Raw genomic sequence first — 25764 nt, 5'->3', positions numbered from 1 at the left:
TCAGGACCGTGCCCGGTTCCGCCGGGGTTTGCGGATCTTCGGCAGCCGCAGCCGGCGGCGCCACTGCTCCAGCCGGCGCCTGCGCTCGCGCTGCTGCCGCGTGTTGCGGTCCAGCTCCTCCAGGAGACGACGGGAGCGGTGGTCGGTGTCCAGCTCGTCGAGGATCCGGGTGATCTCGGTGAGGAATGCCCCCACCAGCTGCCAGTCCTTGGGGTCCTCCTGCACCCGCTCGAGCAGGATGTCGGCCAGCCGGTCCCGGGTGGCCGTCGCCTGCGTCAGCTCCGCGGCCAGGCGCTCCTCCGCCTCCTCGGCGTTGGTGCTGACGTCGGAGATCACCATGACACCGAAGCTCACCACCGCGTCGCCGACCTCGGCCAGCAGCTCCTCGACGACCGGACCCGCCTGCGGGTCGAACAGCGGGTCCGGGTCGCGCCGCTTCGCCAGGTCGGTGAAGCTGCGCGCGATGACCCGCAGCACCACCGTGCAGATCTCCAGGGTGTCCAGACCGGTCCGCAGCACGACCCGGTGCAGCAGCCCCTCCCGGACCCTGGGGTTGAGCCGCAGACTGTCCTCCGCCTGCCGCAGCGCCGCGTCGACACCCGCGATGTGGTGGTCCAGGGCGCGCGCCTCGTGGAGCCGGGCGGTGGCGTTGGGCACCGGCGTGTGACCGGAGGCCTCCTCGCCCATCCGCAGCATCAGCTGCCGCATCCGCCGGGACAGGTCGGTCAGCGACTCGGCGGCCACGTCCACCCAGACCGGGGGAGCGAACAGGAAGTTGAAGGAGAGTCCGACGATCGCGCCGATCAGCGTCTCGACGATGCGCGCCCACGCGGTGTCGCCCACCGTCGTGACGCCCAGCACCAGCATCGCGCTGATCGCCACCTCGGGCAGGAAGTCCCCGGTGCGCGCCAGCCGCCCGATGACCAGCGACGCCAGGATGATCAGCGCCAGACTCCACCAGGTGAGCCCGACCACCCGGGTGAAGACGATGGCGATCAGCACGCCCGCGACCACCGCGTTCACGCGCTCGATGCCCGTGGTGATCGTCGAGTAGAGGGTCACCTGCACGACCAGCAGCGCCGTCAGCGGAGCGGTGAGCGGCACCGCCTCCGGACTGAGGTGGAGGGCGATCACGTAGGAGATCGTCGCGGCCGCCGTCGCCCGCAGGGTGTGGACGACGTCCGGATCCCTCTTCCACCTCCGGTACCTCGTGACCAACGCTGCCTTCACACCCTGAACGTCCCGCATGACCTGCGCCTTCCCGCTCCGGGGGACACCCAACACGTCGGTTCCGCCAGGTGGGGCCCCTGTGCGGTCCATGGTCGCGGCCCGTGCCGTGGATCGTCTCCACGACACGGGCCGCGTGGGGCGCCGCTCCCGTCCTCCGGCCGCGGGCGCGGGTCAGCCGGCGGGTTCCTCGGGCACCGGGTGCTCCGGGTTGGGACTGCCGCCCTTCGGCGCGCCCTGCCGGCCGGTGCCCGCCTCGTCGGTGTCGGGCAGCTCCTCCTCGTCCGCGTCGCCGGTCCGCTCGCCGGAGCCGGTGGCCGCGGGGCCGGGGGCGGCGTCCCAGCGGTCGCCGCCCTCGTCGGTCGCCTGCTGGTCCTGCAGGTCACGTGGCACCGGCTTGCCGGCAGCCGCGGGCCGCTCGGGGTCCTCCCGGCTCCCCGGCTCCTCCCGTTCGGCCCCGTCGTCCGTGGACGCGGTCGCCGGATCGCGGTCCGGGGAGGCCGCGGCGCCGGGGCCCGCCTCCGGCGCGCGGCCGCCGTCGCGCTCACGGGCCCGCTCGGGACCGGCCTGCTGGTCCGGCATGTCGCGGGGGACCGGCTGGACGCCTCCCGCGGCTGTCGCGTCGCTCACGTGCCCACTCCCTTTCTCCTGGCCGTCGAAGTGCCGCCGGCCGTCGAAGCCGTCGTCGCCACCGGTCGGACGGTCGAACCGGGGCCGGACCTGCGGGTACCTCCGCCCTCCGCCGCCAAACGCCGTGACCGGCCCGGCGGGCCGCTCCGGTGGCCCGCCGGCCCGCCGACGGTCCGTCAGCCCACCGACTGTCCGTGGAGCGGCGCCGTGTCCTGGCCCGCGCCCTCGCGCATGCCCTGCAGGAACTCCTCGATCACCGACTCGGCGTCCCGCGTGGGCCGCCACCCCAGCACGTCCCGGGCCCGCCGGGTGTCCATCATCGGGACCCGCAGCACCGCGTCGAACAGGTGGGGCGAGGCCGGCAGCAGCCGCATCCGCCACGCCGCGGCCACCGCCGCCCGCACCGCGCCCGCAGGCACCCGCACCGGCCTGGCCCCGAACATCCGCCCGAGCACCTGGGCGTCCACCGGCGGCCCCGCCGCCAGGTTGAACGCGCCCCGGGCGTCGGGGGAGAGGGCCGCGATCCGGTACGCCTCGGCCGCGTCGTCGGTGTGCAGCGCCTGCACCCGCAGCCCCGGGACGTCCGGCAGCACCGGAAGCAGGCCCGGCCTGGCGACCCCTCCGGGCAGGTACTTGCCGCCGAAGATGCGCCGCTGCTCGCTGGAGGCCTGCCGCTTGAACAGGAACGCCGGCCGCATCCGCACCACCCGTACCTGCGGATGCTGCCGCTCGAAGGCGTCCAGCGCCCGTTCCAGATAGGCCTTCTCCCGCGTGTAGGCGGCGTCCGGCCAGCCGTGCGTGGGCCAGGACTCGTCCACCTCGCGGTCCTTGGGCCCCGGGGAGTACGCCCCCACCGAGGAGGCGTGCACCAGCGCCGGGACCCCGGCCTCGGCCACCGCCTCGAACACCCGCAGGCTGCCCAGCACGTTGGTGCGCCAGGTCACCACCGGATCGTGCGTGGGCTGGAACGCCCACGCCAGGTGCACCACCGCGTCCGCGCCCCGGAAGGCCTCCACCAGGCCGGACGCGGACCCTTCCCGGGCCAGGTCCAGCGACTTCCAGTCGGTCCCCTCCGGCCGCCACCCGGGCAGCCGCCGGGCGATGCCCGTCACGGAGGACACCGCGGGGTCCTCGGCGAGCACCCGCACCACGCTCGTGCCCACGTTGCCGGTGGCCCCGGTCACCACGATCCTGCCGCTCACAGCACGCTCCTCACGTCCGGTACCGGCGTCCCGGGTACCCGTGCGGGCGCGCCGCTCACGCGCGCACCCGGGCGGTCAGCGGCCGGTGGCCGCGACGCGCGCTCACTCCCGTCGGGCGCCCAGCGAGGTGTCCGCCCAGATGTTCTCGGCGTGCAGCAGCAGCGCGCCCAGCACCGCCGCCTGCGAGGGATCCTGGGCGGCGTGGTCGCGCAGGCTGCGCCGCAGCCGCGTGTGCAGGTCGTTGAGCCGCTCCTCCGCGGACTCCCCGGGCCCGTCCTCGCCGTCGTCGCCGTCCTCGCGGCCGTCACCGGCCTCACCTGCCTCCCGCTCCAGCAGGTCGCTCCGGCTCGCGCCGGAGGGGCCCGCGGCCAGCCGGCGGCTCTCCGCCTCGCACGCCCGGCCCAGCACGTCCAGCATCCGCGCGTACAGCTCCAGCGCGGCGGTGTCCGGCGGAACCGGCGAGCGTCCCGCGTCGGCCGCCACCGACAGCGCCCGGGTGAGCGCGACCACCTGGCCCGTCACCCGCGCCCAGCGCTCGTCCTCCTCCGCCCGCGGCGCCTCCATCGAGATCCGCCGCAGCCGCCGCAGGCGGTTGGCGGTCAGCCGCAGACTCTCGTCCGACCAGCCCCGCGCGGAACGCAATCCCTCCAGCCGCCGCTCCAGCCGGTCCGGCAGACGCGCCCAGCGCGAGGCCGCCGCGTCGTCCCACTCCGCCTCCGGCAGCTCCCGCGCCACCTGCCGCAGCGCCGCCCCCGCCTCCCGGGCCAGTCCGGCCAGGTTGTCCCGCACGTCGCGCAGGTGGACGGGCGGCAGCACCAGCGCGTTCACCGCCACCCCGACGACCGCCCCCAGCACCGCCTGCCCCACCCGGTGGCCCGCGGCCTCCGGGCCGACCGCCCCGGTGGCCAGGGTGAAGACGGCCGTGGTCGCCGCGTACCCGCCCTGGTCGCCGAAGCGGGACCAGTGCGAGAGCAGCATCAGCGGCGGCAGGCACACCGCCATGGCCGTCAGTTCGTCACCGGTGACCGCCTGCGCCCCGGTGGCCAGCAGCGTCCCCACACAGATCGCGGCGCACTGCTGCGCCGCGCGCAGCAGCGATCCGTACACGGTGGCCTGCACCAGCACCAGCGCCGCCCACGGGGCCATCAGCGCCATCGGGTCGTGCAGCCACAGCCGGGCCACCGCCCACGCCAGCAGCGCCGCGCCGGACGCCTTGAGGGACTGGACCAGCAGGTCGCGTTCGCGCCCCGGACCGCGCACCGCGTTCCGGGCCGTCACGCCGACGGCCCGGAGCTCCCGGCCGATCGCCTCCGTCGCACGGTTCATCCGGCACGGGTTGCCGGGAGCGCCCGCGGTAACCGCACGCCCGGTCCGGCGGTCCCACCGGCCGGGCCGGCAGGCTCCGCGCCCGGACCGGCGGGCTCCGCGCCCGGGCCGGCCGGCCCGGCGCTCAGGCCAGCGGGCCCTCCCGCAGCGTCTCCAGCAGGTGCGCCGGGTCGGCGTAGACCGCCCGGGCCCCCGCCTCCTCGAGGTCGGCGCGCGGGATGCCCCCGCACAGCACCGCCACCGGAGTGACGCCCGCCCGGCTCGCCGCCTTCATGTCCCAGACCGTGTCCCCGACGAAGACGGCCCGCTCGGCCGGCACCCCGGCCAGCTCCAGCGCGTGCTCCACCGGCTCGGGGGCCGGCTTGCCCTGCTCGACGTCGTCGGCGCTGGCCGTCGCGGTGATCGCCTCGTCCGCGTCCAGGGCCCGGCGCAGGGCCGCCAGCTCCGGGCCGCCCGCCGAGGTCGCCAGCACCACCCGGCGGCCCTCCGCGTGCAGCCGCCGCAGCAGCTCGCTCGCGCCCGGCAGGGGGTCGAGCCGGTCGAAGTACTGGCCGTACAGGGTCTTGTGCGCCGCACTGAGGGCGTCGTCCTGCTCCTCGTCGCGGTCCTCGCCCAGCACCCGGGCGATCAGGTCCATGCCCGGCAGCCCCACCGCCCGGTGGACGTGGTGCATCGGCACCCGGTGCCCCGCCTGGCGGAACGCCTCCCACCAGGCCACCGCGTGCAGGTGGTTGGTGTCCACCAGGGTTCCGTCGACGTCGAACACCACGGCCCGTTCCATACCCGTCCCGCCTCTCGTTCCCGGCCGCCGGCTTCCGGCGACGGCTCACGGGTACCACCGACGGCCCGCGTTCAGACGCCCGACGGCACGACTCCCTCCCGGCTCCAGGCGAGCAGCCGCTCCAGCGGCCAGGTGGTCACCACCCGTTCGGGCGGCACACCGCACTCCTCGGCGCGGGCGCAGCCGTGGACCTGCCACTCCAGCTGGCCCGGTGCGTGGGCGTCGGTGTCGACGGAGAACAGCACCCCGGCCTCCACGGCCTGCCGCAGCAGCCGCCGCGGCGGGTCCAGCCGCTCCGGACGGCTGTTGATCTCCACCGCCGTCCCCGAGGCGGCGCAGGCCGCGAACACCTCGTCGGCGTCGAACTCCGACTCGGGCCTGCCCCGGCCCGTGACCAGCCGTCCCGTGCAGTGCCCCAGCACGTCGGCGTGCGGGTCGCGGACCGCGGCCACCATCCGCCGGGTCATCGAGCGCCGGTCCATGCGCAGCTTGGAGTGGACCGAGACCACCACCACGTCCAGCCGCTCCAGCAGCTCCGGCTCCTGGTCCAGCGAGCCGTCGTCGAGGATGTCGCACTCGATCCCGGTCAGCAGCCGGAACGGCGCCCAGGTGTCGTTGAGCCGCGCCACCACCTCCAGCTGCTCCCGCAGCCGCTGCGGGGAGAGCCCCCGGGCGACGGTCAGGCGCGGCGAGTGGTCGGTCAGCACCGCCCACTCGTGGCCCAGCGCCGCCGCCGCACGGCCCATCTCCTCGATCGGGCTGCCGCCGTCGGACCAGTCGGAGTGCAGGTGGCAGTCCCCCCGCAGCAGCGACCGCAGGTGCTCACCCCCCTCGGTGAGCGGTCCGCCGCCCGCCTCCTCGAGCTTCGCCAGGTACCCGGGAACCTCCCCCGCCAGGGCCTCCCGGGCGGCCTGCGCGGTCTTCGGCCCCACCCCCTTGAGGGACTCCAGCGAGCCGTTCGCGGCCCGCTCCCGCACCTCGTCGCTGCCCAGCCCGGCCAGCACCCGGGCCGCGGTCCGGAAGGCGCGCACCCGGTAGGCCGGTTCCTGCGACCGCTCCAGCAGGTAGGCGATCCGCTCCAGCGCGACGACGGGATCCATCCGCGCCTCCCTTCGTACGACGACGCCCTCCGGCCGGCGGGCCGCTCGGCGGCGGGCGCCGGTCCGCGCCCGGTTTGCCCCGCGGGCGCCCGGGTACTGCGACGCCCCGGGAACCGGGACGCCCCGAGGGCCGGGACGTCCCGAGTACCCATCCGGCCCAGCACCGTCAGCAGGAGGCGTGCCCATGCCCGAGACCTCACCCCGCGTCGCCGTCGTCACCGGCTCCGACTCCGGCATCGGCCGGGCGGTGGCGGTCAGGCTCGCCGAGGAGGGCATGGACGTCGGCATCACCTGGCACACCGACCACCAGGGCGCCGAGCGCACCGCCGAGGAGGTGCGTGCCAAGGGCCGCCGCGCCGAGGTCGTCCAGGTGGACCTGACCCGGCTGCCGGAGGCCGCCGACACGGTGGACCGGCTCTGCGAACGGCTCGGCCGGATCGACGTCCTGGTCAACAACTCCGGAACCGGTACCTCCACCCTGTTCCTCGAGCTCGGCCTGGAGGACCTGCGGCACGTCCTGGACGTGAACCTGGCGGGCCCGTTCCTCTGCTCGCAGCGCGCCGCCCGGCGCATGATCGAGCAGGGGAGCGGAGGCCGGATCGTGAACATCACCTCCGTCCACGAGCACCAGCCCAAGGTCGGCGCGGCGCCCTACTGCGCGTCCAAGGGCGGGCTGGGGCTGCTCACCCAGGTGATGGCGCTCGAACTCGCCGAGCACGGCATCACGGTGAACTCGGTGGCCCCGGGCGAGATCTCCACCCCGATGACCGGCCAGGAGGACACCGACCCGGGCACCCAGCGCCGCCCCGGCGTCCCGCTGGGCCGCCCGGGCGACGCCCGGGAGGTCGCCGCCGTGGTCGCCTTCCTCGCCGGTGGCGAGTCCTCCTACGTCACCGGCGCCTCCTGGGTGATCGACGGAGGCATGACGCGGATGGGTCCGATGGCCGGGGCGTACCTGGACGCCGACGACTGGCGGCGCCCCTGAGGCGAACTACGCTCGACACCATGACGGAAATCTCGAGCCCTCGCATCGGCCGGTCCCGGATCACCGTGCTCGCGGTGCAGCCGGCCACGCAGCCCTTCCGGATCGTGGAGATCGACGGCGATTTCGTCGGTGAGGCGAGGTCCGTCACCGACGTCCTGGAGATCGCCGCCGCCTACGGCATCGTGGTGCACGACCTCGACGACCCGGACGTGGTCCGCTGGGTCGGCGGTGACAAGTTCACCTGGGGCCGCCGGCAGGCGGGCTGAGACCGGCGGACGCACCGGAACCGGCCGGCACACGAGGTGCCGGCCGGTCGGGGGGAGCGGGGGGAAAGGCGGGTCAGGCAGCGGGCTGCCGGGCCCGCCGGGCGTGCACCGCCCGGCCCAGCCTGCGGCCGAGCAGCAGGTGACCCAGCAGCGCGCCGGCCGTGTTCATGATCACGTCGTCGATGTCGAAGGCCCGCCCGGTGACCAGGGAACCCTGCACCAGCTCCACGCACAGCATCACCACCGCGGTCAGTGCGAGGACCCTCAGCATGCCGCGGGCGGCCGGGGCCACGATCGGCACCAGCACACCGAAGGGTACGCCCAGCAGGATGTTCCCGCCGACCTGTTTCAGGGCCGGCAGCGGCTCGTAGGCCTCGAAGTACCTGCGCAAGGAGTCACCGGGACGCAGGTTGCTGTGCGTCAGGTCCGCCGACGCCGGTGAGGGCTCCAGCGTGAGGCGGGCCAGCAGGACCGCGAAGCCCACCAGGAGGGCGAAACCGGCCAGCATGGCCAGTGCCCTCAGTGGCCACGGCATCGGCCGGGTCGCGGCCGGCGCCGTGCGGGGAGCGTGTTCAGTCGCCATACGTGACGGTCACCTTCTCGAAGCCCAGGGAGTGCAGCAGGCCCTCCAGCATTCCGGTCGTGTTCTCCTCGGCCCGTTTCGTCAGACCGCTCTCGTCGGCGGCCTCCGCGATGTGCCGGACCGCGAGCTTCTGCACGGCCTGCTCGCTGTTCGGGTTGTCCGAGAAGAGGTCGCCGAGACGGTCCAGCACGCCGCGCTGCTTGGAGACGGCGTACGACCGGTCGGGATCGAGGGCGGGTTTGCCGAGCTGGGCGTGCGGCAGGCGGAGCGTCGCGACGGTACGGTCCTCGTTCACCGTGACGTCCTTCTCGCCCAGCCGGCCCAGGTCGACGTAGGCGTCGACGGTTCCGGCGCCCACGTACAGCGTGCGGCTGCCGCGGATCGCGTCGGGCAGGAACCTGGTGTCCTTCTCCAGGTCGACCACGACCTGGAAGTTGCCGGTGGCCGCGTCGTAGCGGCTGATGTCCTGCACCGATTCCAGCAGCGCGGGTCCGGAACGGTCGTGCGTGTCGGTGCCGAACCAGTCGCCAGGACCGGGAATCCCGCTCAGCTTGATCCCCACGGCCAGCGCCAGCAGGACCAGCAGCACGGCGGCGGCCCACGCACCCGTCCGCGGCCGGCGCTCGGCGCCGGCGGCCTTCTTCGTCATCTCGGCTCCCCCTTTCAGCTGACCTCTTCCCGCCATCCGTCGGCTCAGACAGAGCACTTGGGGCGGGCGGGCGCGGCCGGCGGACCACCGTGACGGGGGTCGACGCGGGAGGCGGGAGAAGGAGGAGGGGGGAGGGGGCCGTGCGTCACGGCGCTCCGGTCGCCGCCCTGAAACCCGGGGCGTCCAGCGCCTCGTCGATGCCGGCCACCGGGGGCAGCAGCTCGGCCAGCCCCGTGATGCGCAGTATCCTCAGCACCAGCCGGTCGGAGCACACCAGCCGCAGCTCGCCACCACGGTCGAGGACCCGCCGACGGGCCCGGTACAACAGCCGGAGGCCGGCGCAGTCGAAGAACTCCACCGGCGTCAGATCGACGACGACGTCGGGTTCGGGGCGGCCCGTCACGGCGTCCATGTGGGGGTGGATCTCCTGCGCGGAGAGGATGTCGATCTCGCCGCGTAACTCCAGGACGGTCCGGCCCCGGTGCTCACGGACCCGCAGATGCCGGGTCAGGGGCGCGGGTTCCTGCCGCACGACGTTTCGCCTCCATCCGGCCGCAGCCTGCCTCGGGTCCGCCCAAGTCCCTTACTTGGAAGGGTAGTTACCCCGATGAGGTGAATTCCAGCATGTTCAATTGACATATGTCTGGTCTTTGGCCGTGAGGCTTGTGTGAGAGCCGTCGCATTCGGCGGGCGCGGGTGGGCCGGGGACCGCCCGCGCCCGCGGCCCAGGGGGTCAGTCGACCGTGAGGACCAGCTTGCCCGTGGTGCGCCCCGTCTCGCCCACCGCGTGCGCCCGGGCCGCCCCGGCCAGCGGGAAGGTCTCCGCGATCGTCGCCCGCAGCCTTCCGGTGGCCGCCAGGTCCGCCACCGCCCGCATCCCGGCCTGGTCGGCCTCGACCAGCATCACGGCCGTCCGCACGCCCAGCCGCTCCGCCTCGGCCGGGAGTTCCGGCGGCAGGGGGAGCAGCGAGACGAGCACGCCGCCCGGGCGCAGCACCCGCAGCGAGCGCAGGGCGTGCTCGCCGCCGAAGGTGTCCAGCACGACGTCCATCCCGGAGACCGCCTCGGCGAAGTCCGTCTCCCGGTAGTCGATCTGCTCGTCCGCGCCCAGCGCGCGCAGGAAGCCGTGCTTCTCCGCGCTCGCCGTGCCCACCACGTGGGCGCCCCGGGACTTGGCGATCTGCACCGCCACATGGCCCACGCCCCCGGCCGCCGCGTGCAGCAGGACCCGCTGCCCGGGCCCCAGCATCGCCGTGTCCACCAGCGCCTGCCAGGCGGTCAGCGAGACCAGCGGCAGCGCGCCCGCCTGCAGCACGTCCAGGCCGTCGGGCCGCGCCACGAAGGCGCGGGCCGGGCCGACCACGTACTCGGCGTGCGAGCCGTGCCCGAAGGGGTACGGCAACATCCCGAACACTTCATCACCCGATCGGTGGATCGTGACGCCGTATCCGGCCTCCACCACCGTGCCGCAGACGTCCCAGCCGAGCACGAAGGGAGGCTCGCCGAGGAACCCCCCGCCGGCCCGGTGCTTCCAGTCCGTCGGATTGACGCCTGCCGTCCGGACCCGCACCAGCACCTCGCCCGGGCGGGGTGACGGGCGGGGCATCTCCACCTCCCGCAGCACGTCAGGGCCGCCGAGGGTGTCCTGCCGGATCGCGCGCATGGTCTTCGAGCCGCTCATACCGACCACCCTGCCATCCGGACGCCGGGGGCGCACGGCGTGCCCGGGGGGCGGGCGCCCGGGGGAGGGACGCGCCCGCGGCTCATCCCGATGGAATATTCCCGGCCGAATCGCCGGAGGTTGATCCGGCGGTCGGAATTCCGGCTAAGCTCCCCCGGAGCGCTGCGAGTTGGAACCCCTACGCACCGCGATCGCCTCACCGTCCGCACGTGCGTGCCCCTGTGCCCGCGGTGCCGGAGGGGTGGTCGGCGGTCCGGTCCGCCGGCGTGTCCCCGGGGCGCGTCACGCGTCTCGTCGCCTTCCCGTCCACCCGTCCGCCAGTCCCCCTTCCGACTCCCCACCCGTCCGCCTGTCGCTCCGACGTGTCGCCCCGAAGGATGCAGATGGATTTCGCCACACCACCGGAGAGGCCTTCGGCCGCCCGGTACAGCTGGTGGCTCATGCCGCTGGCGCTGGGCTCCGGTACGGTCGCCTCCGCCTTCCTCGGCCCGGAACCCGCCCTGACCACCCCCGTGGGGGCCGCGGCCACCGCCGCCGGCGCCGTGTGCGTCCGGCTCCTGCTCAAGTCGCAGGACCGGCTGCGGCGCTCCCGCGAGGAGTTCCACGCCGAGGCCCAGGAGACGGAGCGCCGCTGGCGGCAGCGCGTCGCGGGTCTGGAGAGCGAACTGGCCACCACGCGCGCCCAGGCGGACGCCCGTGTCGCCGCGGAACGCGAGACGCTCGACCGGCGTCTCGCCGAGCGGGACCAGGCGTGGATCGCCACCCGCGAGCGCGACCTGGCCGTCGTGGCCCGCTTCGCCGGGCAGCACCTGCCCGAGGCGCTCCGCCGCCTGCGCGACGGTGACGCCGTGGAGGACCTCCTCCCGCTGATCACCGACGAGCAGGACGTCACCCCCGAGGTCAGGGCCGAACTGCGCAAGGTGCTGCGCACCGCCCTGATCGGCGTGGAGGAGGAGCTCAACCGCTCCACCTCCGCCGAGCAGGCCGTCATCAGCCTCGGCAACCGCATCCACGTCCTCACCAGCAAGCTCCGGGTGCGCCTGCACGAGATGCAGGGCGAGCACGGCCGCCACCCCGTGATCGCGCAGGGGCTGATGGAGCTCGACCAGCAGATCGGTCCCGCGGACTGTCTGGCCGCCTCCATCGGCGTGCTGGGCGGCTCGGCCCGCCCCGGCCGTCAGTGGCAGGAGCCCCAGCGGCTGCTCGGCGTGGTCCGCGGCGGCATCGGCCGGATCAAGGACTTCCACCGCGTGGAGATCCGTCAGCTGCCCGAACTCGGCGTCGACGGCGGCCTGGTGGACCACCTGACGCTGATCTTCGCCCACCTCCTCGACAACGCCGCCCGCTACTCGCCGCCCAGCGAGCCGGTGATCGTCTCCGGCAAGGAGGTGCCCAACGGCGTCGGCATCGAGATCCAGGACGCCGGCAAGGGCCTGAGCGAGGAGAAGAAGCGCGAGGCCGAGCGGTCCCTGGCGGGCGTCGCGGCCGGCTCCGGTCTCGGCGGTCTCTCCGAGGACGCCCACCTCGGCCTGCGGGTGGTGGGCGCGCTGGCCCGCCGCTACGGCATCCGGGTCACCTTCGCCGACTCGCCCTGGCTGGGCACCTCGGTCGTCGTCGTGCCGCACAAGTACTTCAGCCCGCTCGCCGCCGCCCCGGCCGCCCCCGCCCCCGAGCGGTCCCCGGGCCTGCCGGCGGTGCCGCCGCAGTCCGGGGCCGGTCACGACACGGACGACGCGGGGACCACCGGGGAGTCCACCCCCGGAGGACTCCCGCGCCGCCGCAGCATCCGGCGAAGCGCTCCCGCCGCACAGCGGGAGACCGCGCGCGCGGAAACGGCCGAGGCTCCCGCGCGCCGGTCCGCCGGCGTGCCCGACGTCCCGCCCGACGCCTCGTTCGCCGGCCTCGCCGCCTTCGCCACCGCCGGTCGCGACACCGGCGCACCGGCACCCCGGGCGGCAGCCGACGACCTCGAGTCCACCGAGCCCCGTACGGAAGAAAGCGACTGGTCCGCATGACGACGCAGCAGGGAACCGATGTCAGCTGGGCACTCCGCGACCTCGCGGAGAGCATCCCGGAGATCCGTTTCACCCTGGTGGCCTCCAGCGACGGCAAGGCCATCACCTCCTACGGTGCCGAGGACCCGGACGACGTGGACCGCTTCGCCGCCGTGGTCGCCGGACTGCAGGCGCTCGCCCAGCCGGTCGCCGAGCAGTTTCCGGCGGCGGCCGGGCAGCTACGGCTGGCCATGATCGAGGTCGACGGCGGTCACCTGTTCGTGGTCCGGGCCGGCCAGGAGACCTACCTCGGCGTCCTCGCCAAGGAAGGCCTCGACCAGGGTCTGCTCGGCCACCAGATGCGCGACCTGGCCCGGAGGATGGGTGAGCTCCTCGGCACCACTCCGCGGCTGGAGGAGCACTCTGGATGAGTGCTCCCCGTCGCCCCACCGATCCGGCCGGGCTCGAGCGCTACTACGTCCTCACCGGAGGCCGCAGCAAGCCGGCCGGTCCGGCGGCGACCCTGGACGTGGCGACCCTGGTGGTCTCCCGCACGGGACCACAGCCGTCGCCGCATCCCGGCCTGCAGCACGAGCACGAGGAGATCCTCCGCCGCTGCCGCGAGCCGCTGTCGGTGGCGGAGCTCGGCGCCCACCTGGGGCTGCCCTTCAACATCATCGCGGTACTCCTGGCCGATCTGCTCGATGCAGGACGCGTGGAAACCCGTGACCCCGTCCCGGCGAACTCCGCCGGACTCGGGCCCGACCTCGCGCTCCTTGAGGAGGTACTCAGTGGACTTCAAAGGCTTTGACCCCACCGGCCGGAGCACGGCGGCCGACGGCACCCGCTCGGTGAAGGTCATGATCGCCGGAGGCTTCGGCACCGGGAAGACCACGATGGTCCGGTCGGTCAGCGACATCCGCCCGCTCACCACGGAGGAGACGCTCACCCAGGCCAGCGCCGGGGTGGACCACCTGGTCGGCGTGACGGACAAGCAGCAGACCACCGTGAGCCTGGACTTCGGCAAGATCGGGATCAACGACGAGCTGGTGCTCTACCTGTTCGGCACGCCCGGACAGGAACGCTTCTGGTTCCTGTGGAACGGGCTCTTCAAGGGCGCCCTGGGGGCGGTGGTCCTGGTCGACACCCGCCGGCTGGCGTCCAGCTTCCGGGCGATAGAGGAGATGGAGCGCCAGGACGTCCCGTTCGTGATAGCGCTCAACATCTTCCCCGACAGCCGTGACCACCCGGTCGAGGAGATCCGCGACGCCCTCGACATCCCGGACGACATCCCGATCGTGGCGTTCGACGCCCGGGACCGGTCCGCGAGCCGGGACGTGCTCGTCGCCCTCATACGCCATCTGCAGGAACGCGCTCTCGCCCTGGAGCCCCGATGACCGACCGGACCTCCCCAGGCCTCACCGCCGCGCCCGGCTGCCCCGTGGACCACGGAGCGGCCACCCGGCTGTACGGGCCCGAGACCACGCACGACATGGAGGGCGTCTACGCGCGGCTGCGCCGCGAGCACGGCACGGTGGCCCCGGTCCTGATCGAGGGCGACGTCGCCGCCTGGCTGGTGCTGGGCTACCGGGAGAACCGGCGGGTGCTCGACAACCCGCTCCAGTTCAGCCGGGACGCCCGCATCTGGCGGGACTGGAAGGAGGGCCGCGTCGCCGACGACCTGCCGGTCATGCAGATGGTCGGCTGGCGCCCCGACTGCGTCTCCCAGGACGGCGAGCCGCACCGCCGGCTGCGCGGCGCCGTGACCGACAGCCTGCAGGCGGTCGCGGGCCGCGGCATCCGGCGGCACGTGGCGCACTTCGCGGACAAGCAGATCGACGCCTTCGCCGACGCCGGCCGCGCCGATCTGGTGACCGACTTCGCGGAGTACCTGCCGATGCTGGTCCTCACCCGGCTGTTCGGCCTCGCCGCCAGCGAGGGACGCAGCCTCGCCGAGTCCAGCAACCACGTCATCAAGGGCGGCGCGGACGCCCTCGTCCACAACGCCCGGATCATGGCCATCCTCGGCGAGCTCGCCGAACGCAAGCGCCGCGAGCCGGGGGCGGACTTCACCAGCGGGCTGCTCGCGCACCCGGCCCGGCTCGACGAGGAGGAGATCCTCCACCACCTGCGGCTGGTGCTGATCACCGCGCACACCACGACCAGCAACCTGCTGGCCCGGGTGCTGCAGGCCATACTGACCGACGACGCCCGCCTCGCGTCGCTGGTCGGCGGGGAGCTCGCCCTGTCGGCCGTGGTGGAGGAGGTCATGTGGAACACGCCTCCGCTGGCCGTGCTGCCGGGCCGCTTCGCCACGGCGGACCTCCAGCTCGGCGACGCGGCGGTCAAGGAGGGCGACATGCTCCTGCTGGGGCTCGCGGCCGGCAACCTCGACCCGGAGATCCGCCAGGTGGCCGGCGTCTCGGTCCAGGGCAACCACTCGCACCTGGCGTTCAGCTCCGGCCCGCACGAGTGCCCCGGGCAGGGCATCGGGCACGCCATCATCGAGATCGCCGTCGACGTCCTGCTGCACCGGCTGCCCGGCCTGCGGCTGGCCGTCCCGCCGGACTCGCTGACCTCCACCGCCTCCACCTGGGTCGCCCAGCTGGACAGCCTCCCGGTGGAGTTCCCGGTCAGGTGAGCCGCCCGGCGCGCCCGGTCGACGCACACGGCCCGGCGGTCGCACCCCTCGCGGAAGGGATGCGGCCGCCGGGCCGTGCGCGCGTCGGGCGGGCGCCGGACGTCAACTCACCTGGAGCAGGTCGTCCACCGAGCCCCGCCCGGCCCGCTCGGCCGCGGCCGCCACCGTGTCCTTGTCGGCCGCGTAGCGCCCGGTCACCAGGGCCCACTCGTAGTTGCCGTTGATCCAGTGCTGGATCGCCTCCACGCCCATGCGGGTGCGCGCGCGCTCGTCCTCCGACAGCCTCAGTTCGTCGCACATCGCGGGCACCCGCCCCTCCAGCTCCAGGTACTCGACCAGGCACCCGGCGGTCATCCGGTACGCCTCGCCCGCGGCCTCCTCCCAGGAGCAGCCCATCTCGCGGCGGACCACGGCGATGAGGTTGTGCCCGTCGCCCCGGCGCCGCTCCCGCTCGAAGGAGTGGATGTCGTTCATGAACCCGATGACGTCCGCGGCCAGGTCCCGCATCCGCTCCATGAGCGGGTGGGCCTGCACCTGGGCCGGCACCTCGAAGCCGCGGCTGCGCTCACCGGCGTCGATGCTGTGGTGGATCCCCACCGTGCGGCGGCGGAACTCCGCGTACTCCTTGACGCTCAGCGTGCCCTCCCGCCCGGCGGCGGCCAGATCGACCTCCTCGCAGTGGGCGGTCAGGAACCGGCCCCAGGAGGCGGCGAACCGGGTACGCCAGGTGAGCGACATGCCGCGCGCCAGGTGCTCCCAGACCTCGGCCCAGGCCTCGGTGATCGGGCAGACCACCCGCGGGGGAGTGCCCGCCGGGCGCATCGGGGTGACGATCAGTTCGCGGGCCACCTCGGTGATCCGGCCGGCCCGGTCGGGCTGGGTGGCGTCGAACTGGTCGTCGAAGAGGAACGCCAGGGAGAACCAGTTCATCAGGACGGTCATGTCCTCGGCGGAAGCGTACGGGTAGGTGCGCGCGGCCGCCTGCGCGAGGTCCCACGAGCAGTACTCCTCGAACCCCGCGTCGCTGCGGACCAGTCCCCGGTCACGGACCCAGCGCAGATGCCGTTCGCGCGCGTACTCCAGATGCGGGCTGACGGGGGTGGAGAACGGCAGGTCGAACGTGACGTCCTGAGGCATGGGGGGTCCTTTCGGGACGGATTAGGGCTCAATTGCGCAATAAATGCGCCAAGTTGGAGCGCGGAGCCGTTCCGAAGCTGCCCTTCCGGTCAGGCGGGCATACCCATTAAACATGTGACCTGTATTACTTTTCGAGGTCATGTGCCGGGTGCACTTCTCCCACCCGTCACATGGACAACCGGGACCCCTGTCGTCACAGGAGCCCCGGTCGTGGCGCGGTGGCCGGGATCAGTCCCTGCCGTTGCCCTTCGCGCCGTCCGGCCACACGCCGGTCCTGCGCTCGACGGCCTGCGCGCTGGTCCGGTCGATGACCGCCCGGACCACGGCGAAGATGGCCCCCTGGATCGCCGCCGCCAGCAGGATCTCGCCCCACTGCCGGTCGCGGTCGAGGGCGTCGGGCGCGTTGTCCTCCTTCTTGATCGCCTTCCAGGTCTTCTGGAAGGCGGCGGTGGCCAGCCGGCCACCGCCCCAGCTGACCGCGAAGCCGAGCGGCTTGTAGACGGTGGGCAGCTTCTGCTTCTTCTGCGTGTAGGTGGCCAAGGGGTCTCTCCTCAGTTCCTCGGTCGGGAAAGGGTCGTGGTCAGGCGGACGGCCCGCGGCAGGCGGCCCGCGGACGGTCAGGCCGCCGTCGGGCGGCCCGTGGCGGGTACCTCCTCGCCCGGTGGCACCGGGCCCGGAGGGGTGCCGTCACCGAACGGCCGGCCGCCGAGCCGCTCCCGCCCGTGCGGGGCGAGCCAGCCGGCCAGGTCCGGCCCCACCGGCACCACCGCGGTGGGATTGATGCCGGTGTGCACGGTGTAGTAGTGGCGCTTGATGTGGTCGAAGTCGACCGTGTCGCCGAACCCCGGGGTCTGGTACAGGTCCCGGGCGTACGCCCAGAGCACCTCGTTCTCCGCCAGCTTCCAGCGGTTGCACTTGAAGTGGCCGTGATAGACGGGGTCGAAGCGGACCAGGGTGGTGAACAGCCGGATGTCCGCCTCGGTGATGGTGTCGCCCACCAGGTACCGCTGTCCCTCCAGTCGTTCGGCGAGCCGCTCGAGCCGGGCGAAGACCGCACGGCACGCTTCCTCGTACTCGTCCTGGGTGGTCGCGAAACCCGCGCGGTACACGCCGTTGTTGACGTCCTGGTAGACGTCCTCCATCACCTCGTCGATCTCCGCCCGCAGGGCACGCGGGTACAGGTCCGGCGCGCCCTCGCGGTGGTGCGCGGTCCACTCGGTGGCGAAGTCGAGGGTCAGCCGGTGGAAGTCGTTGGTGACCAGCTTCCCGCTGGGCACGTCGACGAGCGCCGGGACGCTGACGCCGCCCGGGTGGTCCCGCTCACGCCGGTCGTAGGCCTCGTGCAGGAACGCGATGCCCAGCACCGGGTCGCGGCCGTCCGGATCGAGGGTGAAGCGCCAGCTCCGGTCGTCCTGCACGGGGTCGGCGACGGCCAGCGACACCACGTCCTCGAGGCCGAGCAGGCGCCGGGAGACGGCCGCGCGGCTCGCCCACGGGCAGGCCCGGCTGATCACCAGCCGGTAGCGCCCCGGCTCCACCGGCCAGCCGTCCCTGCCGTCGGCCGTGACCCGGTCGGCGAAGTGACTCCGCGACCGCTTGAACTTCTTACGGCCGTACCCGGCGTTTCCCTCGCCGCTCATCGCCGTTCCGCCTTCCGGTGCCGTCCGCGGACCGGTCGTCCGCTCCCCAGAACTGCGTTCCCCCTTTTCGGCGAACGGCACCGACCAAGAGGGACGAGGACGTCATCTGCGGAGGAAGTGCGCGGGGCGGGCCACAGGCCCGGCACGACGCCGCGCGGAGGAGGGTGAGGACACTGGTGGGCCCCGCCACGACGGGGGAGCGCGGCGGGGCCCGACAAGCGTCTGCCCCACCCCAGCCGCTTCATGCACGCCGGTCCGGTGGATTTTCCGCGAGGCGCCCGCGGTCATCCCTCCGGTCGATCCGGTCGATCCGATCGGTCCCCGGCCGGGGACCGGACGGGTTCGCCGCGAGCCGCCGCGGTCACTCCCCGCAGGCGACGGCGGGGCCCGCCACCATGCCGCCGGTGCGGAAGGTCTGGCCCCGGGGCATCCAGTACCCCAGCTTCGACACCACGGTCGAGCACGCGTCGCCCGTGGTGGCCCGGACGACCACCGTGGCCGGATTGCCGGGCTGCAGGTCGGTCAACGCGCAGTCGATCGCGTGGGTGAGCCGCTTCCTCGACGGGTGGCGCCCGACCAGCGGGTTCACGCACCGGGCGTCGTCGGTGGAGAGGCGGATGCCGGAGTCCTCCTCGCCGATCACCCCGAACCTGCCGCTGCCGTCGCCCTCCTCGCTGTCCCGGTGCACGGTGTACGTCAGCGTCGTGGTCCGGCCGGGACGCAGCCGGTCCCGGTCCACCTCGATGCGGTGCGTGGGCTCGCGCAGCGGCTGGGTGAGGGTGAGCGGGGCGGTCACCTCGCCGCGCACGTCCACGCCGGCCGGCGTGGAGCGGACGCGCACCTCGGCGGTGATCTCGTACGTCCCCGGCCCGGAGTAGTCGGCGGAGCCGGGCAGCGAGCCGGAGGCGACCACCGCGCCGTCCTTGCGGGCCGTCCAGGTGCCGGTGGTGCGGCAGGCGCGGGCCGCGCCGTCCTCCGTCGCGCAGGAGGCGGGCGCGGACAGGGCCAGGGAGGGGCCGCCGGTGGACGTGCACAGGGAGACCGAAGCGCGTCCGCCGCCTCCCTCCAGTGCGCCGGCCGGCGCACAGAGGGTCTCGGCGGCGGTCTCCGCGCCGGCGCCCGGGGAGGGAGCCGCCGCGGACGGCCGCCCGCGGCCGTCGTCGGGTGAGAGCACGGAAGGCTGGGACACCGCGGCCAGGGCGAGGGCCGCGGCTCCCGCGGTCAGGGCGACACGCGCCCGCCGGGTGAGCGGGGTACGCGACGGCGGGGTCGGGGATGCCGGCACCGGGTCCTCCGGGGGGTCGGGAGCGTCGGGTCCGCCGACGAGCATGACCCCCGGGGAACACCGGAGACCGGGCCGCGCCCCCGACACGCCGCCCCCTCACGCGGCAGCACCAACGCCCCGCCGCCCGGGCGGGCCCGCCCTCTCACGTGGCGGCACCAGCGGTCCGCTGCTCGGGCGGGCCCGCACTCTCACGCGGGGGCATCAACGGACCGTCGCTCGGGCGGGTCAGCCTCCTCACGCGAGGGCACCAGCGGTCCGCTGCTCGGGCGGGTCAGCCTCCTCACGCGGCGGCGCCAGCCGTCCGCCGCCCGGGTGGGTCAGCCGCGCGACTCCGCGGTGAACGCCGTCACCGAGAGCTCCGCCCCGTCCGAGACGGGGACCTCGCCGTTCTCCCACCGCACGCTCAGCGGCCGTCGCTCGTCCGGCGGCGTGATCAGCAAGGTCTCCGGCTGGGCGGCCCTCGACCCGGTCAGCCTCGGATCCGGGAACGACAGCGCCGCCCACGCGCTCTCCCCGGCGGCGAGGACGACCGAGGCGGCCGGCGGCTTCCCGACACGCTCGGGATCCGGTCCCAGCCGCCCGCCGTCGGCGTCCGTGAACGCCGCGCCGGGGAACCCGCGCACGGTGCAGGTGCGCCCCGACTGGTTGGTCAGGGCCACCGAGAAGCTCCGCTGCCCCGCGCCCGCGTCACCCGGGCCCACGGAGGCCGACAGCCCGGAGGTGTGGCACCGCTCCACGGCCGACCCCGCACCGGCCGGTTTCCGCTCCGCACCGGGGGAGGCCCCGTCGTCCCCTCCCCGGCAGCCCGTCAGCAGGAACAGAAGAGGCAGCGAGGCCGCCGCCGTCCACAGGACGCCGCGGTGCCGCGTCGCGTGCGAGAGGCCCATGGCCGTCACCTCCCAGAAGGTCGCCGTGCCGGAGTCCGCCCGCCATGCTCCTCCGGCCGGCCCGATTCGGAAAGACCCCCTCCGCACGCGTCACGTGTCGTCGAGCAGCGCCAGCTCCGCCCAGATCGTCTTGCCCTCCTGCGTGTGACGGGTGCCCCAGCGCTGGGTCAGCTGGGCCACCAGCAGCAGGCCGCGGCCGCCCTCGTCGAAGGTCCGCGCCCGGCGCAGGTGCGGGGCCGTGTGGCTGGTGTCCGACACCTCGCAGATCAAGGTCCCCGCGCCGTGGATCAGCCGCAGCCGGATGGGCCGGGCCCCGTAGCGGATGGCGTTGGTGACCAGCTCGCTCACCACCAGCTCGGCGGTGAAGGCGGCCTCCTCCAGACCCCAGTGCTCCAGCTGCTTCACGGACTGCTTGCGGATCGCCGCCACGAGCGCGGGATCGGCGGGGATGTCCCAGGTCGCCACCTTGGAGGAGGGCAGGACCCGGGTGCGGGCCAGCAGCAGGGCCACGTCGTCGGCCACGTCGTGCCGGGGCAGCAGCGTCGCGAGGATGTGCTCGCAGCTCGCCTCGAGGGACTCGGCCGGCTCCGCCAGCGCCTCCTGGAGCTGGATGCGGCCCGCGTCCACGTCCAGGCCGCGGTTCTTCACCAGACCGTCGGTGTAGAAGGCGAGGACCGTGCCCTCGGGCAGTTCCAGGTCGGCCACCTCGAAGGGCAGTCCGCCCACGCCCAGCGGCGGGCCGGCCGGCATCTCGACCGGCTCCGGCAGACCGCCGGGGCGGACCATGAGCGGCGGCTGATGCCCCGCACGGGCCAGGGAACAGCGCCGGGAGACCGGGTCGTACACCGCGTACAGACAGGTCGCGCCCATCTCGCCCGGACTTCCCTCGCCGCCCGCCTCCTCGGAGAGCCGGACCACCAGGTCGTCGAGGTGGGTGAGCAGTTCCTCGGGCGCCAGGTCGATGTCCGCCAGGGTGCGCACCGCGGTCCGCAGCCGCCCCATGGTCGCGGAGGCCTGGACACCGTGCCCCACCACGTCGCCGACGACCATCGCCACCCGCATGCCGGACAGCGGGATGATGTCGAACCAGTCGCCGCCCACCCCGCCGGCGCGGGCCGCCGGCAGGTACCGCGAGGCGGCCTCCAGCGCGGCGGTGACGGGCAGCGACCGCGGCAGCAGGCTGCGCTGCAGCGCCAGCGCCACCTCCCGCTCGCGCGAGTAGCGCCGGGCGTTGTCGATGCACACCGCGGCCGTCGCCGCCACCTCCTCCGCCAGCAGCACGTCGTCGAGGGAGAACGGCTCCTGCTGCCGGTGCCGGGCCAGCAGGGCCACGCCGAGGATCATCCCGCGGGCCCGCAACGGCACGGCCATCGCCGAGTGCACGCCGATGTCCAGAACCCGGCGGCCGAGTCCTTCCCGGTAGGAGAAGCGGCGCGCCAGCACCTCCGGCGTGTCGGTGAAGACCAGGGCCTGCGCCTGGCTGAGCGACTCCGCCTGGAGGCTGGACGCCGGATAGGACTCCAGCTCGCCGATGTCGGGGAGGGCCGAGGAGCGGCCCAGCACCGAGCGGTCGGCCACCCGCCGCAGCTTCACCTGCACCGACGGCGGAGGCGGCTCCGACGGCGGGTCACCGCCGTGCTCCGGGTCCAGCAGGTCCACGGACACGAAGTCGGCCAGCGCCGGCACCAGCACGTCCGCGAACTCCTGCGCGGTGCGGCGGACGTCCAGCGTGGTCCCGACCCGGGTGCTCGCCTCGTTCACCAGCTGGAGGCGCTCGCGGGCGCGCAGCTGCTCGGTGAAGTCGTGGGCGGCCACCGAGACCCCGCAGACCGCCCCCATGCCGTCGCGGATCGGAGCCATGCTGGTCAGCCAGGCGCGGAGCGTCCCGCCGCCGCCCAGCTGGGGCAGATAGGTGCGCACCGAGAAGTGCTTGCCGGTCTCCAGGACCTGGCGCATGGTCCGCTCGACCTCCGCCAGCTCGGCGCGCTGGCCGATGTCGGTCACCCGCAGTCCGCGCAGCCGGTCGGCCGAGGCTCCCATCACCCGCGCCATGTCGTCGTTCATCGCGCGCAGCCGCAGCCCGGAGTCGAAGACGGCCATCGCGCAGGGGGACTGCACCAGCTCCACCGTCGCCAGCGGATCGTCGGGCCGCAGCGGGCCCGAGGTCTCGCCGACCGGCGCCACCAGGAGCCAGCTGCCGGGGGCGTCGCCCTGCGGAGGCCTGCGGTGGGCGATCAGGTCGACCGCCACGGTCCGCCCGTCCCGGTGCCGCAGGGGGACCGTCGCGGTGAGCCGGTCGCCGACGGGCGCGAGATCGGCCAGCAGGTCGCCGCAGCCGTCTTGCCCGACGCACAGGGTGGCGGCCCGCAGGCCCACGACGTCGTCGGCGGCATGGCCCAGGAGTCGCTCCGCGCCCTCGTTCCACTCGAGCACGACACCGTCGTCGCGGACCACGGCACGCGCCGTCGCGGCATCGTCGAGCGGGTTGACCGGGCTCATGGTCGGCACTCCATCGCGGACACTTTCCGTGACCGTCGGGTCACGTCGGTCCCAGCGTAGTACCTCGGGCGGAGGCGCGTGCCGCGGCCATGGGCCGTGCGGGCGGCGACCCCTTCGAGCCCACCCGCCAGGACCGCCCCGCCCACCCTTTCGGGTACCGGGCCGAATGGATGTTCCCTGGGTCGTGACCTGCGGGAATTTACCCTCGGGCGGGTGAGCGGTACCTTGGCGCCATGCCAGCTCTCAATGTCGAGTTCAGCGATCGCGAGCTCGAGGACCTGCGGCAGATCGCCAAGGAGCGCGGTACCTCCATGAAGGCCCTGGTCCGGGAGGCCGCGGCCGCGGACATAGCGCGGCACCGCGCCCTCCAGGAGGGTGCGGAGGCATTCCGCCGCTTCTTCACCACGCACGCCGACGAGTTCGCCGCCGCCTTCCCGGACGACGAGCCGCCGGTCCGGGGCGCGGGCCGGGCCGCCTGACGCATGGCCTCCGTCCTGCACGTCGACGTCCCCTGGCTGCTGCAGCGCCACGAGGAGGTGCTGCCGGACCAGCCGACGGTCAGCGACTTCTCCGCGCTGGTCGCCGCGGTCGCCCGGCACAGGGTGGACCCGCCGCGCCTGGGCGTGGACTCCGACCCCGCCTGGCGCGCCGCCGCCCTGCTGCACACCATCGCCGTGCTCAGGCCGCTGCCGTCGTCCAACGCCCGCTTCGCCTGCGCCACGGCGGTGGCGTACATGTACGCCAGCGGGGCGGGGATCGACCCGCCCTACGGCGCGCTCGTCGACCTCGCCCGCGAACTGATCGCGGGCAAGGCCGACGTCTACACGGCCGCCGACCGCCTCAGGGAGTGGCAGCTGTGACGCGAGGGCGGCGCGGCCCACGTCAGCGCCGCCTGCGGTGGCTGGTGTCGCACCACGGATAGCGCTCGCTGAGCCGGCAGGTGCACAGGGCCACCCGGAAGCGGTCCGAGGACGCCACCGTGCCGTCCTCCAGTTCCACCTCCACCGGCCCGTCGACCAGCATCGGGCCACGGCGCGGCACCACGACGCGCCGGGCCTCGGCGGGACGCTGCGACGTGCCCGGGGCGGGCGTGCGCTCAGACGGGTCGTTCGGCACGGACCACCACCAGTTCCTCCCGCTCCGCGCGGGCCTGTTCCGGGGAGATCAGCCCCCGGTGCCTCAACCAGTTCACCCGGTCCCTCAGCACCGGGCCGAACGCCACCTGGCGTCGCAGGGTCACCGCCGCCTTGAGCCCGGCCGCCCGCAACTGCTCCACGGAGGTGGCGGGACCGCTCAGCGCCGAGTGCACCATCAGCAGCACGCCCCCCGGGCGCAGCAGCTCCGGCGCCTCCCGGCAGATCCGGTCCACGACCAGCCGTCCGTCGTCCCCGGCGTCCCAGGCGCGGGCCTCCCGGGGGCGCCCGCGCGTACCGCCCGGAGGAGTCGGCACGTACGGCGGATTGCTGGTGATCAGGTCGAACGCCTCACCCCTGACCGGGGCGAACAGGTCGCCGCGCACGGCGCGCACCCGCACCCCGTGCAGCAGGGCGTTGAGCCGGACGCCGACGACGGCGCGGCGGGAGACGTCCACGGCCGTGACCCGCCCGCCGCGGCGGGCGGCGGCCAGGGCCAGGGCCCCTGAGCCGGTGCCCACGTCGAGCACACGGCCGCCGGCGGGGAAGGGCTCGTCCTCCAGTGCCTCGGAGAGGAGGAGCGTGTCGTCCTGGGGGGCGTACACGCCAGGGATAACCAAAGGTCGCTTCACACGGGCCGAATACCCAGGCCGGGCCGCACCATGGCCGGTGGGGCCCCCGCCGTCACCCGTCCAGGTCCTTCCCGTCGTGCGTTCCGGGGGCCCGGCCACCGCCCCGCTCACGCGGACACCGCCACGGGCTCCGGCAGCGGGGAGCGCAGCGCCGGACGGCCCGCCTGCCAGCAGGCCATGACGTGGTCGCCCAGCCGGTCCTCCAGGAAGACCGTGGCGTCCATGCCGAACACCACGTCGTCCTCCAGGTACGGCTCCTCCTCCAGCAGTCCGCCGATCACCTCGTGCCGGACCACCTGCTCGTGCACCGCGTCGGCCTCGACGTGCTCGTCGTAGAAGAACTCGGCCGCGGGTCCCGCGCCGGTGCGGCGCATGGCCTCGGCCAGCCGCCGGGAACCGGGGGAGGAGGTGATCTCCACGGCGGCGAAGTGGCCCACCAGCGCGCCGCGCAGCGCGCGGTGCAGGCCCAGCAGCGACATCAGGTTGACCACGGCCAGTGCCGGAGCGGGGGAGTGCTCCAGGTAGACGCCGTAGGCGGTCTCCAGGCCCAGGTCCGCCATCAGGTCGGCGAACAGCTTGGCGTGCACCCGCTCGGCGCGGCCGCCGCCGAACTCGTCGAACTCCACCGAGACCATGGCGGCCTTGGCGCGCCCCCACAGCCGGGGCAGCACCCAGGCGTGCGGGTCCGCCTCCTTGAGGTGGTAGACCGACCGCATCGCGGCGTACTCCCGCAGGTGGCGCAGCTCGCCCTCGTCGCGCAGGAACCAGCTGGCGCCGGAACCCTCGACGGGCTCCGTCTCGAGCTCCTTGACGGCGGAGCGCACGTCGCGGTGGACCTCGACGTCCTGGCGCAGCGCCCCGAGGAACCGGTTCTCCATCGCCCTGCGCACGGTCAGCAGGGCCGGGTCCCACTCCAGGGCGGGGTCGACGCCGGCGAAGCCGCGGTAGTGCAGTTCGTAGCAGCAGTACAGGGCGAGCTGGAGGTCGTCGCCGTAGGGGTCGGCCTCGGCGGCGAGCTCCGCGCCGGGGGGCGGGCCCTCGCCGCGCAGCAGGGCGAGGACGCCCGCGGACAGCGGGCCGCGGGAGGAGGGGAGAGCGGGGGAGTGCCGGTCGTGAAGAGCGTCGCGGTCGTGACTCATGGCGCCCGGGTACCCGCCGCGACGCCGGGTACCCGGGCGGATCGCCAGGTCAGCCGTCCCGCCGGGCCTGCTCCTGGGCGCGCGGGTTCGGCGAGGTGGCGTCCCCGGCCTCGCCGGAGCGCTCCTGCCCCTGCGTGTCCCGGCCGTCGGCGCGGGCAGCGGCCTCCTCCGCCTCGCGGAAGGCCTCGGCCAGCGCGGTGCGCGGCGGGTCGTCGTGACGGTCGCGGTCGCTGTGGTGGTGGTTCACCGTTCGTCTCCTCGGTCTCGCCGGTTCGGGACGCCCCCGCGCGAGGTCACCCGTGGGTGACCTCGCGCCGGGGCCACCTGCGGGTACCCGGCACCGCCAC

The 25764-nt window shown here is 74.4% G+C and carries 29 protein-coding genes; 9 read left to right on the top strand and 20 right to left on the bottom strand.

Annotated features, from left to right (window positions below; all coding sequences use genetic code 11):
* The 6 genes from Sfr03f_RS21625 to Sfr03f_RS21600 all read right to left on the bottom strand — a co-directional run bounded on the left by Sfr03f_RS21625 (position 1) and on the right by Sfr03f_RS21600 (position 6266).
* The gene (locus Sfr03f_RS21625; RefSeq protein WP_108955649.1) at positions 1-1248 is read right to left on the bottom strand and encodes an FUSC family protein; all 1248 of its coding nucleotides are present in this window, start codon (positions 1246-1248) and stop codon (positions 1-3) included.
* A 153-nt stretch (positions 1249-1401) separates the two neighbouring features.
* On the bottom strand, positions 1402-1857 hold the full coding sequence (locus Sfr03f_RS21620) for a hypothetical protein (protein WP_108955648.1): 456 nt from the start codon (positions 1855-1857) through the stop codon (positions 1402-1404).
* 176 nt (positions 1858-2033) lie between these two features.
* Positions 2034-3059 carry an NAD-dependent epimerase/dehydratase family protein gene (locus tag Sfr03f_RS21615; protein ID WP_245967690.1) on the bottom strand — a complete coding sequence of 342 codons (1026 nt, stop codon included), beginning with the start codon at positions 3057-3059 and terminating at the stop codon, positions 2034-2036.
* Positions 3060-3161: 102 nt separating this feature from the next.
* Positions 3162-4385, bottom strand: coding sequence for an FUSC family protein (locus Sfr03f_RS21610; RefSeq protein WP_108955647.1), 1224 nt, complete (start codon positions 4383-4385; stop codon positions 3162-3164).
* 124 nt (positions 4386-4509) lie between these two features.
* Positions 4510-5166: an HAD family hydrolase gene (locus tag Sfr03f_RS21605; protein ID WP_108955646.1), complete on the bottom strand. Its 657-nt coding sequence runs from the start codon at positions 5164-5166 to the stop codon at positions 4510-4512.
* Between the two features lie 71 nt (positions 5167-5237).
* Entirely contained in the window at positions 5238-6266 is a 1029-nt protein-coding gene (locus tag Sfr03f_RS21600) for a PHP domain-containing protein (RefSeq protein WP_108955645.1), read from the bottom strand.
* 184 nt (positions 6267-6450) lie between these two features.
* On the opposite strand from Sfr03f_RS21600, the gene Sfr03f_RS21595 reads away from it, so the two are divergent.
* Entirely contained in the window at positions 6451-7251 is an 801-nt protein-coding gene (locus Sfr03f_RS21595) for an SDR family oxidoreductase (protein ID WP_108955644.1), read from the top strand.
* A gap of 20 nt (positions 7252-7271) precedes the next feature.
* Positions 7272-7517, top strand: a complete 246-nt coding sequence (locus Sfr03f_RS21590) for a hypothetical protein (protein ID WP_108955643.1) — start codon at positions 7272-7274, stop codon at positions 7515-7517.
* A 73-nt stretch (positions 7518-7590) separates the two neighbouring features.
* Here the strand turns inward: Sfr03f_RS21590 and Sfr03f_RS21585 are convergent, their stop codons facing one another.
* From Sfr03f_RS21585 to Sfr03f_RS21570, 4 genes are all read right to left on the bottom strand, one after another.
* Positions 7591-8100, bottom strand: a complete 510-nt coding sequence (locus Sfr03f_RS21585; RefSeq protein WP_245967689.1) for a VanZ family protein — start codon at positions 8098-8100, stop codon at positions 7591-7593.
* On the bottom strand, positions 8090-8749 hold the full coding sequence (locus Sfr03f_RS21580) for a DUF4230 domain-containing protein (protein WP_108955642.1): 660 nt from the start codon (positions 8747-8749) through the stop codon (positions 8090-8092). The genes Sfr03f_RS21585 and Sfr03f_RS21580 overlap by 11 nt, the downstream gene beginning before the upstream one ends.
* 145 nt (positions 8750-8894) lie before the next feature.
* Positions 8895-9281 (bottom strand): anti-sigma factor antagonist, encoded by a 387-nt coding sequence (locus Sfr03f_RS21575; protein WP_108955641.1) that lies wholly within the window; start codon positions 9279-9281, stop codon positions 8895-8897.
* A 201-nt stretch (positions 9282-9482) separates the two neighbouring features.
* A complete protein-coding gene (locus tag Sfr03f_RS21570) occupies positions 9483-10430 on the bottom strand; it encodes an NADP-dependent oxidoreductase (protein ID WP_108955640.1) in 948 nt (315 codons plus the stop codon).
* A gap of 383 nt (positions 10431-10813) precedes the next feature.
* Between Sfr03f_RS21570 and Sfr03f_RS21565 the strand changes: the two genes are divergently transcribed.
* The 5 genes from Sfr03f_RS21565 to Sfr03f_RS21545 are packed head-to-tail and all read left to right on the top strand — an operon-like array spanning position 10814 to position 15065.
* Positions 10814-12445 (top strand): ATP-binding protein, encoded by a 1632-nt coding sequence (locus tag Sfr03f_RS21565; RefSeq protein WP_108955639.1) that lies wholly within the window; start codon positions 10814-10816, stop codon positions 12443-12445.
* Complete coding sequence (locus tag Sfr03f_RS21560) at positions 12442-12855, top strand: roadblock/LC7 domain-containing protein (protein WP_108955638.1); 414 nt, start codon at positions 12442-12444, stop codon at positions 12853-12855. The genes Sfr03f_RS21565 and Sfr03f_RS21560 overlap by 4 nt, the downstream gene beginning before the upstream one ends.
* Positions 12852-13235: a DUF742 domain-containing protein gene (locus Sfr03f_RS21555; RefSeq protein ID WP_108955637.1), complete on the top strand. Its 384-nt coding sequence runs from the start codon at positions 12852-12854 to the stop codon at positions 13233-13235. Before Sfr03f_RS21560 ends, Sfr03f_RS21555 begins: the two co-directional genes overlap by 4 nt.
* A complete protein-coding gene (locus Sfr03f_RS21550; RefSeq protein ID WP_245967688.1) occupies positions 13216-13821 on the top strand; it encodes a GTP-binding protein in 606 nt (201 codons plus the stop codon). The genes Sfr03f_RS21555 and Sfr03f_RS21550 overlap by 20 nt, the downstream gene beginning before the upstream one ends.
* Positions 13818-15065, top strand: coding sequence for a cytochrome P450 (locus tag Sfr03f_RS21545; RefSeq protein WP_108955635.1), 1248 nt, complete (start codon positions 13818-13820; stop codon positions 15063-15065). Before Sfr03f_RS21550 ends, Sfr03f_RS21545 begins: the two co-directional genes overlap by 4 nt.
* A 102-nt stretch (positions 15066-15167) precedes the next feature.
* Here the strand turns inward: Sfr03f_RS21545 and Sfr03f_RS21540 are convergent, their stop codons facing one another.
* The 6 genes from Sfr03f_RS21540 to Sfr03f_RS21515 all read right to left on the bottom strand — a co-directional run bounded on the left by Sfr03f_RS21540 (position 15168) and on the right by Sfr03f_RS21515 (position 22513).
* The gene (locus Sfr03f_RS21540; protein ID WP_108955634.1) at positions 15168-16202 is read right to left on the bottom strand and encodes a 7-epi-alpha-eudesmol synthase; all 1035 of its coding nucleotides are present in this window, start codon (positions 16200-16202) and stop codon (positions 15168-15170) included.
* Between the two features lie 228 nt (positions 16203-16430).
* Complete coding sequence (locus tag Sfr03f_RS21535; RefSeq protein ID WP_108955633.1) at positions 16431-16742, bottom strand: DUF4235 domain-containing protein; 312 nt, start codon at positions 16740-16742, stop codon at positions 16431-16433.
* A gap of 77 nt (positions 16743-16819) precedes the next feature.
* Positions 16820-17842, bottom strand: a complete 1023-nt coding sequence (locus Sfr03f_RS21530) for a glutathione S-transferase family protein (RefSeq protein ID WP_108955632.1) — start codon at positions 17840-17842, stop codon at positions 16820-16822.
* Between the two features lie 361 nt (positions 17843-18203).
* Positions 18204-19127, bottom strand: coding sequence for a hypothetical protein (locus Sfr03f_RS21525; protein ID WP_108955978.1), 924 nt, complete (start codon positions 19125-19127; stop codon positions 18204-18206).
* 317 nt (positions 19128-19444) lie between these two features.
* Positions 19445-20014, bottom strand: a complete 570-nt coding sequence (locus Sfr03f_RS21520; protein WP_108955631.1) for a DUF4232 domain-containing protein — start codon at positions 20012-20014, stop codon at positions 19445-19447.
* 90 nt (positions 20015-20104) lie between these two features.
* Positions 20105-22513: an ATP-binding SpoIIE family protein phosphatase gene (locus Sfr03f_RS21515; protein WP_108955977.1), complete on the bottom strand. Its 2409-nt coding sequence runs from the start codon at positions 22511-22513 to the stop codon at positions 20105-20107.
* Positions 22514-22746: 233 nt separating this feature from the next.
* On the opposite strand from Sfr03f_RS21515, the gene Sfr03f_RS21510 reads away from it, so the two are divergent.
* Together Sfr03f_RS21510 and Sfr03f_RS21505 are read left to right on the top strand one after the other, a co-directional pair.
* The gene (locus Sfr03f_RS21510; RefSeq protein ID WP_108955630.1) at positions 22747-22992 is read left to right on the top strand and encodes a hypothetical protein; all 246 of its coding nucleotides are present in this window, start codon (positions 22747-22749) and stop codon (positions 22990-22992) included.
* A 3-nt stretch (positions 22993-22995) separates the two neighbouring features.
* On the top strand, positions 22996-23373 hold the full coding sequence (locus Sfr03f_RS21505; protein WP_108955629.1) for a toxin Doc: 378 nt from the start codon (positions 22996-22998) through the stop codon (positions 23371-23373).
* Positions 23374-23395: 22 nt separating this feature from the next.
* Here Sfr03f_RS21505 and Sfr03f_RS21500 read toward each other — a convergent pair whose 3' ends face one another.
* The 4 genes from Sfr03f_RS21500 to Sfr03f_RS21485 form a co-directional block, all read right to left on the bottom strand.
* Positions 23396-23629 (bottom strand): CDGSH iron-sulfur domain-containing protein, encoded by a 234-nt coding sequence (locus Sfr03f_RS21500; protein WP_372514405.1) that lies wholly within the window; start codon positions 23627-23629, stop codon positions 23396-23398.
* Positions 23610-24251, bottom strand: coding sequence for a HemK2/MTQ2 family protein methyltransferase (locus Sfr03f_RS21495; protein ID WP_108955628.1), 642 nt, complete (start codon positions 24249-24251; stop codon positions 23610-23612). Before Sfr03f_RS21495 ends, Sfr03f_RS21500 begins: the two co-directional genes overlap by 20 nt.
* Positions 24252-24385: 134 nt before the next feature.
* Positions 24386-25417 carry an iron-containing redox enzyme family protein gene (locus Sfr03f_RS21490; RefSeq protein WP_108955627.1) on the bottom strand — a complete coding sequence of 344 codons (1032 nt, stop codon included), beginning with the start codon at positions 25415-25417 and terminating at the stop codon, positions 24386-24388.
* Positions 25418-25466: 49 nt separating this feature from the next.
* A complete protein-coding gene (locus Sfr03f_RS21485) occupies positions 25467-25664 on the bottom strand; it encodes a hypothetical protein (RefSeq protein ID WP_108955626.1) in 198 nt (65 codons plus the stop codon).
* Positions 25665-25764: the final 100 nt, after the last annotated feature.

Source organism: Streptomyces fragilis (genome assembly GCF_003112515.1).
Taxonomy (GTDB): domain Bacteria; phylum Actinomycetota; class Actinomycetes; order Streptomycetales; family Streptomycetaceae; genus Streptomyces; species Streptomyces fragilis.
This window is presented reverse-complemented; position numbering and strand designations above follow the sequence as displayed.

Bases quoted from the DNA above. Each gene is read 5' to 3' on its own strand.
- Sfr03f_RS21590 (WP_108955643.1), top strand. From the start codon at position 7,272: ATGACGGAAATCTCGAGCCCTCGCATCGGCCGGTCCCGGATCACCGTG.
- Sfr03f_RS21595 (WP_108955644.1), top strand. From the start codon at position 6,451: ATGCCCGAGACCTCACCCCGCGTCGCCGTCGTCACCGGCTCCGACTCC.
- Sfr03f_RS21610 (WP_108955647.1), bottom strand. From the start codon at position 4,385: ATGAACCGTGCGACGGAGGCGATCGGCCGGGAGCTCCGGGCCGTCGGC.
- Sfr03f_RS21515 (WP_108955977.1), bottom strand. From the start codon at position 22,513: ATGAGCCCGGTCAACCCGCTCGACGATGCCGCGACGGCGCGTGCCGTG.
- Sfr03f_RS21555 (WP_108955637.1), top strand. From the start codon at position 12,852: ATGAGTGCTCCCCGTCGCCCCACCGATCCGGCCGGGCTCGAGCGCTAC.
- Sfr03f_RS21540 (WP_108955634.1), bottom strand. From the start codon at position 16,202: ATGCCTCAGGACGTCACGTTCGACCTGCCGTTCTCCACCCCCGTCAGC.
- Sfr03f_RS21545 (WP_108955635.1), top strand. From the start codon at position 13,818: ATGACCGACCGGACCTCCCCAGGCCTCACCGCCGCGCCCGGCTGCCCC.
- Sfr03f_RS21530 (WP_108955632.1), bottom strand. From the start codon at position 17,842: ATGAGCGGCGAGGGAAACGCCGGGTACGGCCGTAAGAAGTTCAAGCGG.
- Sfr03f_RS21560 (WP_108955638.1), top strand. From the start codon at position 12,442: ATGACGACGCAGCAGGGAACCGATGTCAGCTGGGCACTCCGCGACCTC.
- Sfr03f_RS21570 (WP_108955640.1), bottom strand. From the start codon at position 10,430: ATGAGCGGCTCGAAGACCATGCGCGCGATCCGGCAGGACACCCTCGGC.
- Sfr03f_RS21505 (WP_108955629.1), top strand. From the start codon at position 22,996: ATGGCCTCCGTCCTGCACGTCGACGTCCCCTGGCTGCTGCAGCGCCAC.
- Sfr03f_RS21625 (WP_108955649.1), bottom strand. From the start codon at position 1,248: ATGCGGGACGTTCAGGGTGTGAAGGCAGCGTTGGTCACGAGGTACCGG.
- Sfr03f_RS21520 (WP_108955631.1), bottom strand. From the start codon at position 20,014: ATGGGCCTCTCGCACGCGACGCGGCACCGCGGCGTCCTGTGGACGGCG.
- Sfr03f_RS21605 (WP_108955646.1), bottom strand. From the start codon at position 5,166: ATGGAACGGGCCGTGGTGTTCGACGTCGACGGAACCCTGGTGGACACC.
- Sfr03f_RS21510 (WP_108955630.1), top strand. From the start codon at position 22,747: ATGCCAGCTCTCAATGTCGAGTTCAGCGATCGCGAGCTCGAGGACCTG.
- Sfr03f_RS21565 (WP_108955639.1), top strand. From the start codon at position 10,814: ATGGATTTCGCCACACCACCGGAGAGGCCTTCGGCCGCCCGGTACAGC.
- Sfr03f_RS21580 (WP_108955642.1), bottom strand. From the start codon at position 8,749: ATGACGAAGAAGGCCGCCGGCGCCGAGCGCCGGCCGCGGACGGGTGCG.
- Sfr03f_RS21585 (WP_245967689.1), bottom strand. From the start codon at position 8,100: ATGGCGACTGAACACGCTCCCCGCACGGCGCCGGCCGCGACCCGGCCG.
- Sfr03f_RS21600 (WP_108955645.1), bottom strand. From the start codon at position 6,266: ATGGATCCCGTCGTCGCGCTGGAGCGGATCGCCTACCTGCTGGAGCGG.
- Sfr03f_RS21490 (WP_108955627.1), bottom strand. From the start codon at position 25,417: ATGAGTCACGACCGCGACGCTCTTCACGACCGGCACTCCCCCGCTCTC.